Here is an 18,588-nt window from a genome sequence, read left to right as displayed (position 1 = left end):
TTACCGTTTACGGCAAGTGGATATACGCCTCGATAGTACGGTATGAAAACCATTCTGTTAAAATCGTGTAGCTTGTAGCAGGATAACTTTCTTTTATGAAGAATATCAAGATCATTGAGGTTAAGTCAGAAATTGGGGCCGGCACCCGTGGCGCCAGCCTGGGCGTAGAAGCGATTAAAATAGCTGCTCTGGACTTTATGAGCAATTTTTTTGTGCACTTCCCTACTGAGGCCATAGAAACCGAAAATAAGCTCCTTTTCGAACCTATAGAATCACCCTATGCCAAAAGAATTAAAGGGACGCTGACCCTCTACGAAAGGATCAGTAAAAGCGTTTGTGAGACTGTTAAAACAAACTGGTTCCCGGTAATACTTTCCGGCGACCATAGTACCGCAGGAGCTACAATCGCCGGTTTAAAGATGGCACATCCGAAGGCTAAACTGGGCGCTATCTGGATCGACGCTCATGCTGACCTTCACACACCTTATACCACTCCTTCCGGCAATATGCACGGTATGCCCGTAGCTATATCGATTGCAGAAGACAATCTCGAATGTAAAGTGCATGACCTGGATGATAATACCATCAAAACCTGGGAGGCGCTGAAAAATATCGGGAACATCGCACCAAAGATCTTACCGGAGGATATCGTATTCATCTCCCTGCGCGATTATGAAAAGGAGGAAGAGCACCTGATCAAGTCATACGGCATGAAGGTGATCTCCACCAATGAGGTACGCCGTAAAGGGCCGGAACAGATTGCACGGTCAGTATTCCGTTACCTGAGCGACTGTGAATACATCTATGTTTCGTTTGATGTGGACAGCCTGGATGCATCCATTTCCAAAGGTACAGGTACCCCAGTCACCAATGGGTTAAGGGAACGTGAGGTTGAAGATCTGATCTCCAAATTCATGCAGCACCGTAAGATCTGTTGTTTTGAGATCACAGAGGTGAACCCAACGCTGGATAAAGAGAACCTGATGGCAGAAATAGCCTTTAATATATTACAGCGCAGCGTTAATGTACTGCTGTTGAACTAGCGGCATTCCTACATAAATATGTAGCTCCCGACGGTGTTCAATCAAAGTTTAGACGAAGAAGCAGAGAAGAAGGGGTGGACTTGATCATCGCATCAAGTCCACCCCTTCTTCTCTGCTTCTTCTCTGCTTCTTCTCTCTTTGTTCTCTCTATCAGGGATTATTCTTCATTTTGATCAGGTTAGCCACTAACCCTGTCCAGCCGGTTTGATGAGAGGCACCCAGCCCCTGCCCCGTCTCTCCATGGAAATATTCAAAAAAGAGGACGTTGTCCCTGAAATGCGGGTCGTTCTGCATCTTTTCATTATGCCCAAACACAGCCCTCTTACCGTTTTCGTCTTTCAGGAAGACCTTCAACAGGCGACAGGCCAGTTCCGTACCCACATCTTTCAGGGTGAGGAATTTACCACTGCGGCTGGGGTATTCTACCTTGAAATCATCAGAATAGAAATAATGGAACTTCCTTAAGCTTTCTATCATCAGGAAATTCATTTGCATCCATACAGGCCCACGCCAGTTAGAGTTACCACCATAGGTGTAACTGTCACTTTCGCCAGGTAGATATTTTACCTCCAGTTCCACCCCGTCTTTACAGAAGACGAATGGTTCCTTTTCATACTGTTTGGATAGGGAACGCACGCCAAATGGCCCCAGGAACTCCGTCTCGTCCAGCATACGGGCAAGCAGCCGTTTCATACGGTGGCCGCGCAACAGGCTAAGCAGGTGTTTATTACCCTCTCCTTCTTCATACCACCGGGACACCAGCTGTGCCAGGTCGGGCCGGTGTTTAAGGAACCAGGTCATTCTTTTTTCGAAAGCCGGATTGTTTTTCAGCGTTTCTGTGGATATGACCTCTACCGCGAAAAGAGGGATCAACCCTACCATACTACGCAGGCGCAGCCTTTCCACCCTGTTGTCGGGCATCCGGATCTGATCATAGTAGAACTGGTCCTTATCATCCCACAGACCGTTCTTCACGTCTCCCATACTGGCCATAGCACCGGCTATGTACATGAAATGCTCAAAGAACTTGATGGCCATGCCGGTATAGACTTTATTATACCCGGCCAGTTCCAGGGCAATATGCAGCATATTCAGGGCATAGATAGCCATCCAGCTGGTAGCATCCGCCTGCTCCTGCCTGATGCCGCTGGGCAGTGGCATACTGCGGTCGAATGCGCCAACGTTATCCAGTCCCAGGAACCCCCCTTCGAAGATGTTACTGCCCACGCTGTCTTTACGGTTCACCCACCAGGTGAAGTTGATCATCAGTTTATGGAATACTGCCTCCAGGAACTCGTAGTCCTTACGGCCTTTGATAGCAGCGTCCTGTTTGAAGACCCGGTAGGTGGCACCTGCATGCACAGGTGGATTCACATCACCGAAGGCCCATTCATAGGCTGGAAACTCTCCGGAGGGGTTCATATACCATTCTTCCGTCAGCATGATCAGCTGCTGTTTGGCGAAGTCGGGATCTACCATGGCCAGTGTTACACAATGAAATGCCAGGTCCCAGGCTGCGTACCAGGGGAACTCCCACTTATCGGGTACGGAGATGATATCTTCATTATTCAGTTGTTTCCAGTTCTTATTACGCCCGTATTGTCTTTCAGGAGGTGGTGGCGGCATTGCAGGATCGCCATCCAGCCATTGTTGTACTTTATAGGAATAGAACTGTTTGTTCCATAACATGCCACCCAGCGCCTGGCGCTGCACCATTCTTTCGTCTTCACTTTTAATGCCGGCCTGCAGCTCTTCATAGAAAGCATCTGCTTCCGACAGCCGTTGCCGGAAAACCTCATTGAAGTCTTCAAAGGCATCGTAGAGGTGTTTGTCAGACAAACGCAGACGCACCGTAGCAGATCCTTTTGCAGGTATGGACAGCTTATAATGTACGGCAGCTTTGGTGCCTTTTCTTTCCGGGTTGACGGTATTACTACCGTAGGCGATATAGTCGTGGATACCGTCTTTAGGATAAGGGGTACTGCCCTTTATATTGAACAAACGCTGATAATTGGTCTCATTGTCACAGAACAACAGTTCACCGCCACTCTCTTCTTCTTTGTACAGGTATCGTACGGCTATCTTTTCGTGATCGAGTCGAATGGAGTGATCTTCATCGGCCCATAAGGCAGGTTTATAATCATGGCGTCCCCATGACCAGGTATTGCGGAACCAGACGGTAGGCGCCAGGTGGATCTCTGCCGATTCATTACCCCGGTTATGCACGGTGATCTTCACCAGGATATCGTCTGTACCGGCTTTGGCATATTCAACGAATACATCGAAGTATTTATCGTCATTAAAGACGCCGGTATCTATTATCTCGAATTCCCCTTCATGTTTTCCCCTGCGGGCGTTCTCGTCTATCAGCCATTGATAGGGATAGGCCTGCTGCGGATATTTATAAAGCATCTTCATGTAGGAATGCGTGGGGGTAGCGTCGAGGTAGTAGTAAAGTTCCTTTACATCTTCCCCATGATTGCCCTGTTCATTCGTAAGGCCGAAGAAGCGCTCCTTCATGATGGGATCTTTCCCGTTCCATAATCCGAGGGAAAAACACAGGAGTTGTTTATCGTCGGAGATACCGGCGATGCCATCTTCTCCCCATCTCCAGGCCCTGCTCCGGGCCATATCATGAGTGGTATAGTTCCAGGCGCTTCCGTCTGCACTATAATCCTCCCTGACAGTGCCCCATTGCCTGTCACTCACATAAGATCCCCATTTCTTCCATCCTGTCTGTTGTAGTCTTTGTTGTTCTGTATTCATATTACCTGATCTTGAAATAAGCGATTAGCCACCCTACAACTTCACTATAGCTGCGGATGCCTTTTTCCTGTTTGTTGGCCTTAAGATACTGATCATATATTATTGCTGTATAGTCATCAACCGGACTGCGATAGTTGTCATAAAAGTCCCTGATCTGTTTCATATCGGCCCTGATACCCGGCACGGTCCTGCGCCATAGCTGTCCTGCCAGTGTGGTATCCTGTCTTCTGAGCTGCCTTACGCTATACATAAACATCTCAAAGTTAGCTGCATAGCGAAAGCGGACATCAGGAGAATTATTGGCCACAAGATACCCCACAAAATTGGCTTCTTCTTCAGGAGCGTACCCTAGCTGGTGGGCGATTTCATGGCAAATTGTGAACGGATGCAAGAATCCGGGGGTTGATACGTTCACCTGGGCTTCCCCGGTAAAGGGGTTCAGGTAGCCGCCTACGCCCATATAGTTCAGCAACTGGTTGTACAAGGAGGATTTGATACAGGCATTGTTATACCGGAGACTGGGCCATTGCTGACCGGCCAGCTGATAAGCCGTAACTGCCTGTCCGAACATGGCGGCACTGTCATGTCCTGTATGGGTAGCATGTATACTATCGCCCAGGGCAATTTTATAATTATTGACCTGTTGCAGCAGTGTATCTGCGAGTTGGTATAACTGATCTGTATTATAGTCCTGCACGTCCAAACGGAGGTCTTTTTCCAGGGAATTACGTTCATAATTGTAACCCCAGAATAACATAAATATAAGATATACAGTCAATAACGACTGAATACCCAGTAATAACTGGACTCCCAATCTACCCCATTGCTTTTTAAGGATTTTATAACATATCTTTAACAAATAAACAATAAGAGTTATAATCCAGGCGGCATATATTACGTCGCCTAAGCTGAAAGGTACTTTCCCCAGTACCTGCCGGAGGAATAAACTGATTGAACTGTATAACCTATGAAAGTAAAAACCAGAAAACCTTTCGCTGAATGCAAACAGCCCTTGCAGCAGGCAAATGCACACAACGGTTATCAGTATACGTACTCCAATTCCCTGTATCTTTATTCTAAAATCCATATCAACCTGCTAAAGAAATGACCGATGAAATATTAATGGGCGAGCTGACATCTGCACTTTCCTGTCAGTCGGGATTGAAAATACATATTAATTACGCAGAAAAGCTACCTGGTGGAGATATAAATGAAACTTTTAAGCTGAATACAGACAATGGTTTGCTGTTCCTGAAAATGAATGATGCACGCAATTATCCGGATATGTTTGAAAGAGAGTTTATGGGGCTTGATGCGATATCTGCTACGCATACGCTGGCGGTACCGCGTCCGTTAGCGACCGGCCGTTCGGGGGGAAAGGTATTCCTGGTCACGGAATTTATTGAGAAGGGAGGCGCCAATCCTGATTTCTGGGAGAATTTTGCAGCGGGTCTGTCCCGCATGCACCGGCATACGCAGTCTCATTTCGGACTGCCACAGGCAAACTACATCGGAACGATCAAACAATATAATACACCTTACAGCAGTTGGTCTGTTTTTTATGCTTTCAACCGTTTACAGCCGCTGACGAAGGTAGCTTACGACCGTCAGGTCATAGATAAGCACATGGTAACACAGATGGAGACCTTGTGGCGCAAGTTACCGTCTATATTTCCCGAAGAACCACCCGCTTTGCTGCATGGCGACCTGTGGTCGGGTAACTTTATGGTAGGGCGTGATGGCAGGGCCTGTGTATACGACCCTGCGGTATATTATGGCAACCGTGAAATGGACCTGGCAATGGCAAGGCTTTTCGGAGGGTTTGACACCCGTTTTTATTATACCTACCAAAGTATGTTCCCGCTGGCACATGACTGGCAGCAACGTATCAGTGTATGTCAGCTATATCCGCTGATGGTACATTTATTATTATTTGGCGGAAGCTATTATAATAGTGTGAAGGAAGTGCTGGATGCGTTTTAGCATATCTACAGCAGTTCTTTCATTCTTTCAAACTCCTGTGCAATGATCGGATAGAATTTGTCCAGATCGCGGGAGATGCCTGCAAAGACTTCATCCACTTCTTCCGGAGGGGTATGCGCGTTGTTATTGAGCGTGTTTTCCAGTTGTTGCATTTTGGCGGTGATCCAGGTAAGGCCTACCATAGCGAAATTCGGTTTCAGCTTATGTACCTGGAATTTAAGCTGTTCCCAGTCACGGTCTTCCACCAGTTTTCTCAGTTTAACTACTTCTTCCCGGATTGTTTTCAGAAAGATCTCAAAAAGGTCTGAGGCATAGGAGATATTGTTCTCGTATAGAGCATTCAGGTACTTCACATCCAGCTCGCTATGGAATTCAAATCCGGAAAAGTTAATTGGTTCTTCCATTATTAGTTCTGTTTCATCATCATTCAGGTACTTGTTTAACACCTGTAATAATTGATCTGGCGTATAAGGTTTCGTTAAAATATCAGTGATGCCTGCCTGTCTTGCCTGCGTAAAAGTGCTTTCCATTGCCAGGGCAGTAGTAGCCACCAGTGGTGTAGCTACGTTTGGTTTACTTTCGTCCTGCCTGATCTTTTCGGCAAGTTCCAGGCCATTGAGGCCGGGAATACGAATATCGAGTAAAATCAGGTCATATAGTCTTGAATCCAGAAAATACAGCGCGTCCGGCCCATTTGTAGCCAGTTGATGCTGTATGTTGTATTTCTCCAGCAAACTAATGATATACCTGAGGTTCATAGGATTGTCCTCAATGACCAGTACCTTGGCTGCTGAGAAGTTGGGTTGCCTGCTCATATTTCCAGACCTTATATTTGTTACTGAGGGTTTGCGGGTATCAATAAAGGGCAGATTAAATGAAAAGCAGGTACTGAAGCCGTGGGATTCTTCCACGAGTATGCTTCCTCCCTGTAATTCCACCAGCTGTTTGGATATGGCTAAACCTAATCCTGTACCACCGTATATTTCCCTGATCTCCTGTTCTGCCTGTTTATAGTTTTGGAAAATGAGTTCCAGCTTATCTTTTTCGATACCAATACCGGTATCGCATACCTGAAAACGCACCCAGCGTTTATCTTCCTGCCACGATTCCAGTTTTACGTTAATGGCTATTTCACCTTCCCTGGTAAACTTCTCTGCATTACCTAACAAGTTCATAAGTATTTGGTTCAGCAGCATATCATCGCCCACCAGCCGGTTCTGCAGCTGCGGGTCAATATGGGCAGAGATCTTTACCGGACGGGGACCCATTTTCAGTTCAAAAGTATGCCTCAGGGACTGGACCAGTTCGGTCAGATTAAACTCCCGCTGGTTCACCTGTAGTTCTCCTGCCTCTATTTTAGAAAGGTCGAGTATGTCAGAAATGAGCCCCATAAGGATCCCTGATGAATGCTTGAGGATGTTGATATAGTCCCGCTGTTTGGCGTCAAGATTAGTTTCTTCCAGGAGATGGGTCATGCCGACCACTACATTCAGCGGGGTCCGGATCTCGTGGCTCATACTGGCCAGGAATTCCTTCTGGGCGCCTCTGGCTTCTTCGGCCTGACGGCGGGCCAGGTCCATTTCTGAACGGGGCATTTTATGCCTGGACACATCCACTATCTGCCAGATGCTGCCTATAAAACGGCGCTTTTCTATCAGGGGATTATAGCTTACTTCATATATACGACCATCGTTGAGTATTAGTTCCCAGCCAAAGTAGGGTTTCTTTTTCTGCCGGATCTCCTTCATTTTTTCCTCAAAAGCGTCGGCACGCTGTACAAGGCGGCTAAAAAATTTAATGACGGCGGAAAACGACATACCTGTGATGCGGGAAGCGTCGGTACCTGCATTTTCTTCGAACACCCGGTTAATCCATATAACACGGTGCATTGCATTGGTAACCAGCACTCCTGCATTACTATTTTGCAGAAATACACTGATAGGAAGTGAAAATATAGCGAGACTGTCCGTAGATAAACTACGGCCTGTGGGATGTTTTCTCGTACCTTTGATCCGGGCTTTTGCCATTCTGTTTAGTCCTGGTTGGGAGTTGGCGCTCCTATACATAAATTTATACTGTATACAATATATAAATATTATGTTGGGAATCAACAAAATTAGGAAATTTTTGCAATTGCAAATATTTGGTTACCTTTGCATCCCTCTAAAAGTGAGGATTTTATTATGAAAGCACTCCGTCAATTTGATATTGCCTTTGTGGGATTGAAGCCCGGAGAGCATACATTTGAGTACCAAATTACGGATAGTTTCTTTGAAAACTACGGACCGCAGGATTTCAGTGATTGTAACGCAACTGTGAAGTTGTTGTTAGACAAGAAGAGTAATTTTTTCCTGTTAAAATTCGAGATTGGCGGAAAGGTGACAGTCAATTGTGACCGTTGCGGACAACCATTTGAGTTACAGCTCTGGGATGATTTTGACCAGGTTGTGAAAATGGTGGAGAATCCGGACGAAATGAAGGAGGATGAGGACCCGGATGTGGCTTACATATCCAAAACGGAATCTCATCTGAATGTTGCGGAATGGATCTATGAGTTCATTAATCTCAGTATCCCGATGCAACGTATTCATCCTGATGACAGTACGGGCAAGAGTGGCTGTGATCCAAAGGTACTGGACATGCTTGACCAAATGAACCGGCAGGCTGGCGATAAAGACAATCCGATCTGGAAAGATCTGGACCAATTCCGTCAGAACTGAGTATCCGGCGACAAAGGCGGCGACTGATATTACTTATTAAACACTAAACAAGGACAATTAAAACTTAAATACGATGCCAAATCCGAAACGCAGACATTCTCAGCAAAGATCAGCTAAGAGAAGGACGCATTACAAGGCCTTTGCGGATACTTTAAGCACAGATAGCGCAACTGGTGAAGTGCACCTGAGACATCGTGCTCACTGGGTAGAGAACAAACTGTACTACAGAGGAAAAGTAGTATTGGAAAAACAAAGCAGCACTAAATAATTTTACTATTTTTACCCCGACCAAACAGACAAACCTAAACGTTCATGAGAATCGGGCTTGATATGATGGGTGGCGACTTCGCCCCTCTCGAAGCAGTAAAAGGAGTAAAATTATTTTTAGACACTGTTGCTACAGACGCGCACCTGGTGCTGATTGGTGATGAAGAAGCTCTAAGGCCTTTGTTGTCAGATGCGCAGTTAGACCAATCAAAATATTCAGTTGTTCATTCATCCCAGGTAATCGGGATGAATGAACATCCTACCAAAGCCCTGAAGGAGAAACCGCAGTCTTCTATTGGTATCGGCTTCCATCTGTTACAGAAGGGTAAAGTTGATGCCTTTATCAGCGCCGGTAATACCGGTGCGATGATGGTCGGCACTTTCTATTCCATCAAGGCGATTGAAGGTATACAACGGCCTACAATCTCCACTCCCGTTCCCCGGGAAGATGGTTCTTACGGGCTGTTACTGGATGTTGGTATCAACGCGGACTGTAAACCGGAAAACCTGTTGCAATTTGCCATTCTCGGCTCCCTTTACTCCCAACACATACTGAAGAACGACAATCCTAAAGTAGGATTGTTGAACATTGGTGAAGAAGAAGGTAAAGGTAACCTCCTGGCACAGGCGACTTATCCGTTACTCAAAGACAATCCGCTGCTGAACTTCATCGGTAACGTAGAAGGACGGGATGTTTTCACTAACAAAGCAGATGTGATCGTGTGTGAAGGATTTACCGGTAATATCGTGTTGAAATTGGCTGAATCTATCCATGATATCGCAGTAAGACGCAATATCAACGATGAATACATGCAAAAATTCGATCACGAGACCTATGGTGGTACCCCCGTATTGGGTGTTTCACAACCGGTGATCATCGGTCACGGTATTGCAAAAGCCGTTGCCTTTAAAAACATGATCGCGCTGGCGCAACAGATGATCGAAACAAAGCTGCTGGACAAAATCCGCGAAAGCTTTGTGAAATAGTTTACATCCTATAGAAAATGAAAGGTATTGATACCGTCTCGTTCATTCGGGACGGTATTTTTTTGCGTTTGAATATTGACGTGGATGTTGTCGCGTTCAGTTTTGTCAATGCCGTTTCGCGTTTTCCCATGCGTTCCCCAGGGTTGTCACCCCGCGCTACAAACAGCGGGGTCCTATTGTGTTTTGTTGGATCTCCGGGGATGAATTCGCGTATATAAACAAACAGCAATGGATAATGCCGATAAGACCCCGTTAGGGGTCCCCTGTTTGTAGCGCGGGGTGACAACCCCGGGAAACGATATATATACGTACGCCCCGCAAATGCAATATGTAGATAACAAACCGGCCAAAAACAAGACGACCCGCCGCAGCGGGTCGATCGGTATACAATGATTTGAATTGGACAAATGATCACACCTTTTCCAGCGGCAGCCTCACATAGAAAGTCGTCCCAACCGTTAACTGCGTCTCAAACCAGATCTCTCCCCTCGCCTGCTCAACAATGTTCTTACACATGGCCAGTCCGAGGCCGGTACCAGAGTTTTTGGTCGTAAAGTTCGGCACAAAGATCTTAGGCTGGATCTCCGGAGGGATGCCCTCTCCGTTATCTTCCACACTAACTACTACCCAGCCGTCTTCCGCCTGCTCCATGGCGATGGTGACATGTCCTACCCTGCCTTCCGGCAATGCCTGTACGGCGTTCTGTAAGAGGTTAGTGAACAGGCGGTTCATCTGTGTTTTATCGGCAAAAATATAGTAGGCACGGCCAGGAGGCGCGAAATGGATATTACAGTTCTCATGGCTCTGGTACAGGTCTTTCAGGGAGTGAAGTACTTCATTCAGCAACAACACTTCGCTATTAGCTTCATCGATGCGGGAGAAAGCAGAGAAGTCCGAGGCGATATTCGCCAGATGCTCTATCTGTTCTACCAGTGTATGCGCTACGTTATGTGCCAGCTGCTTTACGTTTGGAGCGTCATTGTTTATCGCACGCTGCAGGTATTGGATGCTCAGCTTCATGGGCGTGAGCGGGTTTTTGATCTCGTGGGCTACCTGCCGGGCCATTTCCCTCCAGGCGCCTTCCCTTTCGCTCTTCGCCAGCCTGGCGGCACTCACTTCCAGCTTACGCACCATCTTATTATATTCTTTCACCAGGGCCCCAATCTCGTCATCCTTTTCCCATTCTATCTCATCGTTCTGCTGTCCCAGGCTCACGTGACGCAGTTTTTCCGTTACCAGGGAGAATGACTTGGTAATGGAATTAGTGATCAGCAGGGCCAGTAAACCGGCTATGAGGAAGATGAAAGCGTTAAAGTTGATCAATGCTACCAGGAAGTTGGAGATCTGTTGATTTAACTCCGTCTGCGTAGCAAAATAAGGCACGTTCAGGTAAGCGAAGATTTCTCCGTTACTACGTAAGGGCGCATATCCTGACAGATATTTCATTGACCCGATCTTTTCCTTCTGGATCCACTGAATCTTAGGATCGCGGTACAATTGCAGGAATGCATCCGGATTGATCTTCCTTGACAGCAATCCCTTCTCTGTGATCAGCGGTTGTGTGGTGACCTGTAAGTTGCCGTCCCTGTCATACACATTGATGTCAAGCGCACGCTCGTCTGCTATCTCTCCTATGGCAGATGTCAGACTGGCCTGGAAAATGGGATCGTACAGATCTTCCAGGTCATCGAACATGCGCTGATCGGCAAACACCTTTTCTACATCGTGAGAGACCTCATTGATGGTGCGGCTCAGCCGTTCCTTATTCTCCCTTTCCGAGCGGTCTATGAAGAAGAGGATGGTTGTCAGACCCAATATGATGAACGCGAATACAACGATGAAAATGATGGTACCATGCACCTTTTTACGGATGCTGATATTGATCAGCGCCTTGAGGTTCCCGATACGCATCCTTGCCTTTACCAGCAGGTCCAGCACCCTGTAAATAGCGATGATCAGCAGAAAGAGACAGAACATGTAGGCGAACAGCGTGATGAACTCAACGAAGCTCCTGTTCTCCTTCACTACGATCACTACCTTATCTTTCGAGGCTTTATAGGTGAGCCTGGAATACCCTTTTTCCGATAAGATCGTGATCTCGTCTTTCGGAATGTCCGAAGCATATAGTTTTACAGGGAATGCAAAATCGTTGTTGTTACTAACGAGTTGTCCCTGGTCATAGATAGCGTAAGAATAGGCGACGGAAGACTCCTTCTCGGGGTCATAGATCTCTCCATCTACGAGCAGTTCAGGATAGAGGCGCTGTGTATTGATCACCGCCGGCGTCAGTTCATACACCAGGTAGCCGGATGGCATTCCGTTGTTGTAGAAGTCTTTACGGCCGATATAACTGTAATCATTGAAGCTACGCTCATTGTAGTACAATTCGTTGCCTATCAGTTCAGACCCCATCAGCATGCGTCTGCTTAGTGTGGGAAAGGTAGACGTATCGCCACCGTAGATAGGTTCAAAATATTCGTTAAAGGCATAGAAGCTTACGTTGAAGCGTCCCAGGTAGCCTTTAAAGTATTTCTGTTTCAGTTCGTTTTCCAGTGCGGACTGTGGCATGTTTCTGCCTGTACTGCCGGCGCTTTGCTGAAAGAAGAGCTGCAAAAGCTCGTCTTCTTCCATTTGCCGGGTCACATCGGTGAGCAGCATTTCCACGTATGGGTCTTTCTGTTTGGATAACTCTACCGCCATACGTTCCCGCAGGCTGATCTCTTTCTGGTCATTGTAATACACCAGTACAGCCGAGGTAGTGATGGTCAGCAGGAATAACCAGAAGAGGAAAGGGACCGTAGCCAGACTATTCTCAAAGCGATAAGACAGTACATCCAGCAACACGACATAAATGATCAGCCAGATGACCATGGCGACGGAGTAATATATCTCCGGGTTCTGCAGGCGGAATGTAAGCCATATCATACCAACAGCGGCAAGGAAGATATATTTCGTACGGTGCCGGAAATTGGTCAGTTCATTGAGCAGATAGTTGATGATCTGCGAGAAGAACAGGAAACTGAACGAGATAAAACCCAGGATCACAAAACCGATGATACTGTATTCGTTCAGGCTGAAAGGGTTAGCTACATCAAACGAGATCCTGGAGTCGATCACAAGGCTCTGGATCAGTTCCGACAAGAACTCGCCCACGATATACATGATGAAACTCGCAAGGATGATAACCAGACGTTGTTGCCAGTGATTTTTAACAATGGGCGGTTTAATGGTCTTAACGTGCTCACGGAAGAAAAGCAGCAGCCAGAAGCCGAGTAATACGTTCAGCAGCAGATCGCCCAGGGAGCGGAATATCTCGTCCTTCGCATAGATGAGCGGCGTGAAGATATTGAGTGCACGCAGGTTAAAAGGAAAGGGATAGAAATAACTCAGCGTACGACAGAAAATGATGACGCCAAACAGAAAGAAAAAGCCGTACATGGGATTTTTCTGTCTGGCCAGCATGGTAGCAAAGAGGTTGATAAATATCAGTACACAGATACATCCCAATACTCGTAGAACGACGCTGAGCAGGTTAGGCGGTCCGGCGTCGAGGGCACGATCGTAATACAGGTAGAAAAGTATCAGGTCCTGGCCATTCAGCACGGGAATACCGGGGGGTTTGAGATGGATGGTATATTCCAAACCCAGGGCCGGTTTATCGTAAAAATGATCTACCAGGTAGTTGTTACTGATGTTATATTCCATCATGACGGGGATAGCCCCGAGAATATATCGTTCATGCCCGGGTTGTTTGCCGGGCAGTTTCTTACAGATCACTTCGTAGTACCCGTTCTTCATTTTCAGGAAGCGGATACCGGGGCTAAGCGGGGCCTGCCATTCTTCCGGCAGCATCAGGTTCGTGCTCCAGTATACCAGCCAGCGGCTGGCGGTACTGCTGTCATAGGCGAAGAGGTAGAAGTCCTGTTTTACCAGCCGCCTGGCATCCTGTTCATTCTGATCACGGGAAAAGATGTGCTCGATCAGCGTGGTGTCTTTTGTGAGCTCTTCAAAAGCCATTTCCCGATGCCGCAGACTTTTCTCCAGGCTGCGTTTAACACCCTGCGGAGAGGAATAGTATGACCAGTAATTGCTGAAAAGGAATGAAAAGGTGAATAACCAGGCAGCAATGATCAGGAGATATCCATGGCGGATGAAAAAAAGCCTTATTTCTTTGATATCCAGCAACTTCTTTATTTTTCTGATTTTTTCACTTCGTTCCAGAGGCCATCCATTTCTGTCAGCGACATTTCATCGAGCGTTCTGCCCTGTGCGGCTGCCATTTTTTCCATGTGCTGGAACCGGCGGATGAACTTCTTATTGGTGCGTTCCAGGGCGTTTTCCGCGTCTACTTTCAGAAAGCGGGAATAGTTCACCAGTGAGAACATTACATCGCCAAATTCGTCCTCTATTTTGTCAGGCTGGCCCAGTTGTACCACCTCATGCAGTTCATCAAGTTCTTCCCGGACCTTTTCCCAAACCTGATCGATGTTATCCCATTCAAATCCTACCTGTTTGGCTTTGGACTGGAGGCGCATAGCCTTTACCAGGGCCGGCAGAGATACAGGCACGCCACTGAGTACGGAGGTTTTACCTTCTTTCAGTTTAAGTTTCTCCCAGTTCTGTTTGACTTCTTCTTCATTTTCCACCTTCACATCGCCATAGATATGTGGGTGGCGGTAGATGAGTTTTTCGCAGATGCCGTTAATGACATCATCCATGGTAAATTGCTGCTGCTCTTTACCGATCTTCGCATAGAATACAATATGCAGGAGCAGGTCTCCCAATTCTTCTTTTATTGATTTCCAGTCCTGGTCAGTGATCGCGTCTGCCAGTTCGTATAATTCTTCTATGGTTTGTTGTCGGAGGGTCTGGATGGTCTGCTTCCTGTCCCATGGGCATTTTTCGCGTAAATCATCCATGATTTCCAGCAAGCGGTTGAAGGCCGAATTATTTTCCATCTGTCAAATATAAAGAATTCCCGGAGGGGGACGTCTGTATGGGATTTATGTTAATTTCTTTTTGTTGACGGAAAGGGCAATTTAGTTACATTTGCCGCCGGTTTTGGTTAACCGGAAAACTACTAATTTTTAATTCATGAATAGCAAACACATTGCGCTAATTTCAGCGGAGCTGAACATCTCAGCGCGACAAGCGGAGAACACCATGAATTTGCTGGCGGAAGGGTCCACCGTGCCTTTCATCAGTCGCTACCGTAAGGAAGTGACGGGTAGTCTGGACGAGGTTCAGATCGGGAAGATCGAAGATCTTCAGAAACGCTACCAGGAAGTGGATGATCGCCGCGCTTTCATTATCAAAACCATTACTGACCAGGAGAAAATGACTCCTGAGCTACTGGCAAAAATTGAAGGTACCTGGGTGCTTACCGAACTGGAAGACATTTATCTCCCATATAAACCAAAACGCAAAACAAGAGGTACACAGGCTATCGAAAAAGGTCTGGAGCCACTGGCAAAACTGCTCTTCGAACAGCAGGAGAATGCTCCTCAGAGTGCTGCAGAACAGTTCCTGAACGAGCAGGTGGCATCTACGGACGAAGCGCTGAAAGGCGCCCGCGATATCATGGCGGAGTGGATCAACGAAAATGCCGAAGTACGTGATAAACTGCGTAAACTTTTCACCAATACTGCCGTACTGACATCCAAAGTGATCGAAGGCAAGCAGGAAGAAGGCGCAAAATACAAGGATTATTTTGAGTTCAGCGAAGAGATCAGCACTATTCCATCACACAGGGTACTGGCTATCCTGCGCGGTGAGTCTGAAGGTATCCTGTACGCTACTATCAGTCCTGCAGAGGAAGATGCAACAGGTATCATCGATAAACAATTCGTTACCGGCAATAACGCCAGCAGTGAGCAGGTGAAAAAAGCCGCTGCTGATTCCTATAAGCGTTTACTGCGCCCATCCCTGGAAAATGAATTCCGCGCATTGGGTAAAGACTCAGCAGATGCTGAAGCGATAGAAGTATTCGCCGAAAACCTTCGTCAGTTACTGCTGGCCGCTCCGTTAGGACCAAAAGCCGTAATTGCGATCGATCCGGGTTACAGGACCGGTTGTAAAGTAGTAGCACTTGACAACCAGGGTAATATGCTGGATAACGACGTTATCTATCCGCTGGAAAAGAACTACAAGAGAGACGATGCTGAAGCCCTGCTGAGAAAATGGGCGGAAAAATATGACACCTCTGCTATTGCCGTAGGTAATGGTACTGCAGGCCGTGAAACAGAAGAATTTGTGAAGAAGATCGACTTCGGCAAGAAGATTAACGTTTTCATGGTAAATGAAAGCGGCGCGTCCGTATATTCTGCTTCAGAAGTAGCGAGAGAAGAGTTCCCTGATTTCGACGTAACCGTACGTGGCGCAGTATCTATTGGCCGCAGGCTGATAGATCCGCTGGCTGAACTGGTGAAAATAGATCCTAAAGCGATCGGTGTAGGCCAGTATCAGCACGACGTGAACCAATCCAGCCTGAAACAGAGCCTGGACAGGGTTGTTGTAAGCTGCGTGAACAACGTAGGCGTGAACCTGAATACGGCATCCAAACACCTGCTGGCTTATGTATCCGGTCTGGGACCATCCCTGGCGGAAAACATCGTTAAGTACCGCAAGGAGAACGGTGCATTCAGCAACCGTTTACAACTGAAGAAAGTAACCCGTCTGGGAGATAAAGCATTTGAACAGTGCGCAGGGTTCCTTCGTATCGAGAACGGAGACAACCCGCTGGACAACTCAGCAGTACACCCTGAACGTTATTCCCTCATCGAGAACATGGCAGCCAAGCAGCAATGTAGCGTTCAGGAGCTGATGACAAAGGAAGAGCTGCGTAAGAAGATCAATCCGAAGGAATATGTAAGTGAAGAAGTCGGTTTGCTGACGCTGGAAGATATCCTGAAAGAGCTTGACAAACCTAGCCGTGACCCGCGTGACGAGATCGCCATCTTCGAATACGCAGAAGGCATCCGCACCATGGAAGATCTGAAGGTAGGTATGACCTTACCGGGAGTAGTGACCAACATCACCAACTTCGGTGCTTTCGTGGATATCGGGGTGAAACAGGATGGTCTGGTACACATCTCGCATCTCAGCAATAAATTCATCACCAATCCTAACGAAGCCGTTAAGCTGAATCAGAAAGTAACGGTGACCGTTCTGGAGGTTGATCCATCCCGCAAACGTATCTCATTGTCGATGAAAGATAATGAGCCACAGGCTGCTGGCGGCGGACAACGGAAAGAGAGAAGAGATGGCGGCGGTAAGCCTTCCAAACAGGCTGCTCCTGCACCATTGAATGACTTCCAGGCGAAGCTGATGGAGCTGAAGAAAAAGTTCAACTAGAAAAATGAAAAATAACGAAAGAGGCCATATCACATGTGATATGGCCTCTTTCTATTTATAGCCCTGCCGGGCTGCTTTACTACTAGTTCATGGAAGGAAACTTCTGTTTCCAGCGTATCAATTTTTCAGGAAAGGCCGAGTCATTCCTTTCACCAAACAGTTTCACAGCCCCGTTCTTGGCAATACCTATGTAAATAAGGTCCCGGTGTGTATCTATAGCGAGTGCTGCTTCATCTACACCACAAAAGTGGCGGCGGCATCCCTGGTTATACAGCACATTATTTTCCAGCTCTATGGGCGGCGCTACATCAAAACGCTCGGCAAAGACAACATTATCCGCCGCCAGCAATGCCTTAATGCGCGATTTAAGCGGCTCTTTCTGCAGCATGCCTGTTTCTGCGACATATCGTCCCTCAAACTGCTCAAATGATTGCCAGGACGCTACCTGAGTGGGTTCAATGGTGTCGGCCATAGCCATCATCGTATCTGTTGTGGGTGGAGGCACGGCTCCTTTTTCTTCGCTGTTGTTACTGACAGACGGTTCTTTACATCCTAAAATGCAGGCAGCTATTACATATAATGCTGCCAGATGCTTGTTCATGGTCATGGTCTCTATTAGAAATTGCTGGTTGTGCATTACGGGGAAATATATCCTGAATATAGTTTAGCCCATAATACGCAATATTATTTTCCTTTAAATACAGGTGCTCTCTTATCAACAAAAGCCTGCATGCCTTCTTTCTGATCATCGGAAGCAAACAGGAGATAAAAGTTTTTACGTTCAAAATGCAGTCCTTCTTCCAGGGAACTGTCAAATGCTTTTAAAACGGATTCTTTGGCCATTTTCACTGCCAGCGGACTAAGTGCAGCTACTTCTGATGCCAGCTGGATGGCTTCTTTCAGGAAAAGCTCCACCGGTACTATCCGGTTGATGAGACCTGCGCGCAATGCCTCTTCTGCGCTGATAAAGCGGCCCGTCAATACCATCTCCATGGCAAGTGCTTTACCAACTGCGCGGGTAAGGCGTTGTGTACCCCCGGCGCCAGGCATGACGCCTATTTTTATTTCTGGTTGCCCGAAGCGCGCTGTTTCACTGGCTACGATCATATCGCAAAGCATAACCAGTTCACATCCCCCACCCAGCGCGAAGCCGCTTACTGCCGCAATCAACGGCTTTTTCGTTTTTTTTATTGTGTCCCAGGTACTGAATTGGTCTATGTTATACATATCCATTGCAGTTTTGCCCGCCATTTGTTTGATATCTGCCCCTGCTGCAAATGCTTTTTCATTACCGCTGATAATGATAACCCGTACGTTATCGTCCGCGTCCAATGCTTTCAATGCATCCCTGAGCTCTGTCATCAGTTCAAGGTTCAATGCATTCAGTTCTTTGGGGCGGTTTAACTGGATATGAGCCACGTAGGGGGCTACCTGTTGGTGTATGATTATAAATTGTGGTTGCATTCCCT

The 18,588-nt window shown here is 47.0% G+C and carries 13 protein-coding genes; 6 read left to right on the top strand and 7 right to left on the bottom strand.

What is annotated here, in order from left to right:
• Positions 1 to 95: 95 nt before the first annotated feature.
• Positions 96 to 1,043, top strand: a complete 948-nt coding sequence (locus C7475_RS22180; RefSeq protein WP_110055594.1) for an arginase — start codon at positions 96 to 98, stop codon at positions 1,041 to 1,043.
• Between the two features lie 150 nt (positions 1,044 to 1,193).
• On the opposite strand, the gene C7475_RS22175 is transcribed toward C7475_RS22180, so the two are convergent.
• Together C7475_RS22175 and C7475_RS22170 are read right to left on the bottom strand one after the other, a co-directional pair.
• Positions 1,194 to 3,809 carry a glucosidase gene (locus tag C7475_RS22175; RefSeq protein WP_110055593.1) on the bottom strand — a complete coding sequence of 872 codons (2,616 nt, stop codon included), beginning with the start codon at positions 3,807 to 3,809 and terminating at the stop codon, positions 1,194 to 1,196.
• A 1-nt stretch (position 3,810) separates the two neighbouring features.
• On the bottom strand, positions 3,811 to 4,896 hold the full coding sequence (locus tag C7475_RS22170; RefSeq protein ID WP_110055592.1) for a DUF3810 domain-containing protein: 1,086 nt from the start codon (positions 4,894 to 4,896) through the stop codon (positions 3,811 to 3,813).
• Positions 4,897 to 4,913: 17 nt separating this feature from the next.
• Between C7475_RS22170 and C7475_RS22165 the strand changes: the two genes are divergently transcribed.
• Complete coding sequence (locus C7475_RS22165) at positions 4,914 to 5,792, top strand: fructosamine kinase family protein (protein WP_110055591.1); 879 nt, start codon at positions 4,914 to 4,916, stop codon at positions 5,790 to 5,792.
• 5 nt (positions 5,793 to 5,797) lie between these two features.
• Here the strand turns inward: C7475_RS22165 and C7475_RS22160 are convergent, their stop codons facing one another.
• Positions 5,798 to 7,819, bottom strand: a complete 2,022-nt coding sequence (locus C7475_RS22160) for a response regulator (RefSeq protein WP_158286581.1) — start codon at positions 7,817 to 7,819, stop codon at positions 5,798 to 5,800.
• A 156-nt stretch (positions 7,820 to 7,975) separates the two neighbouring features.
• On the opposite strand from C7475_RS22160, the gene C7475_RS22155 reads away from it, so the two are divergent.
• The 3 genes from C7475_RS22155 to plsX all read left to right on the top strand — a co-directional run bounded on the left by C7475_RS22155 (position 7,976) and on the right by plsX (position 9,766).
• Positions 7,976 to 8,512, top strand: coding sequence for a DUF177 domain-containing protein (locus tag C7475_RS22155; RefSeq protein ID WP_110055589.1), 537 nt, complete (start codon positions 7,976 to 7,978; stop codon positions 8,510 to 8,512).
• Positions 8,513 to 8,585: 73 nt separating this feature from the next.
• The gene (gene rpmF, locus C7475_RS22150) at positions 8,586 to 8,780 is read left to right on the top strand and encodes a 50S ribosomal protein L32 (protein ID WP_012793868.1); all 195 of its coding nucleotides are present in this window, start codon (positions 8,586 to 8,588) and stop codon (positions 8,778 to 8,780) included.
• Positions 8,781 to 8,824: 44 nt separating this feature from the next.
• A complete protein-coding gene (gene plsX / locus C7475_RS22145; RefSeq protein ID WP_110055588.1) occupies positions 8,825 to 9,766 on the top strand; it encodes a phosphate acyltransferase PlsX in 942 nt (313 codons plus the stop codon).
• Positions 9,767 to 10,177: 411 nt separating this feature from the next.
• Here plsX and C7475_RS22140 read toward each other — a convergent pair whose 3' ends face one another.
• Complete coding sequence (locus C7475_RS22140) at positions 10,178 to 13,951, bottom strand: HAMP domain-containing sensor histidine kinase (protein ID WP_110055587.1); 3,774 nt, start codon at positions 13,949 to 13,951, stop codon at positions 10,178 to 10,180.
• A gap of 5 nt (positions 13,952 to 13,956) precedes the next feature.
• Positions 13,957 to 14,724 carry a nucleoside triphosphate pyrophosphohydrolase gene (gene mazG, locus C7475_RS22135; RefSeq protein ID WP_110055586.1) on the bottom strand — a complete coding sequence of 256 codons (768 nt, stop codon included), beginning with the start codon at positions 14,722 to 14,724 and terminating at the stop codon, positions 13,957 to 13,959.
• A 136-nt stretch (positions 14,725 to 14,860) separates the two neighbouring features.
• On the opposite strand from mazG, the gene C7475_RS22130 reads away from it, so the two are divergent.
• A complete protein-coding gene (locus C7475_RS22130) occupies positions 14,861 to 17,119 on the top strand; it encodes a Tex family protein (protein WP_110055585.1) in 2,259 nt (752 codons plus the stop codon).
• A gap of 82 nt (positions 17,120 to 17,201) precedes the next feature.
• Here the strand turns inward: C7475_RS22130 and C7475_RS22125 are convergent, their stop codons facing one another.
• Both C7475_RS22125 and C7475_RS22120 read right to left on the bottom strand, forming a co-directional pair.
• Positions 17,202 to 17,720 (bottom strand): hypothetical protein, encoded by a 519-nt coding sequence (locus C7475_RS22125; RefSeq protein WP_146217616.1) that lies wholly within the window; start codon positions 17,718 to 17,720, stop codon positions 17,202 to 17,204.
• A gap of 83 nt (positions 17,721 to 17,803) precedes the next feature.
• Positions 17,804 to 18,583, bottom strand: a complete 780-nt coding sequence (locus C7475_RS22120; protein ID WP_110055583.1) for an enoyl-CoA hydratase-related protein — start codon at positions 18,581 to 18,583, stop codon at positions 17,804 to 17,806.
• Between the last annotated feature and the right edge of the window lie 5 nt (positions 18,584 to 18,588).

It is taken from the genome of Chitinophaga sp. S165 (assembly GCF_003182155.1).
Taxonomy (GTDB): domain Bacteria; phylum Bacteroidota; class Bacteroidia; order Chitinophagales; family Chitinophagaceae; genus Chitinophaga.
Note: the sequence above shows the minus strand (reverse complement) of the source record. Positions and strands in the feature narration are given on the sequence as shown.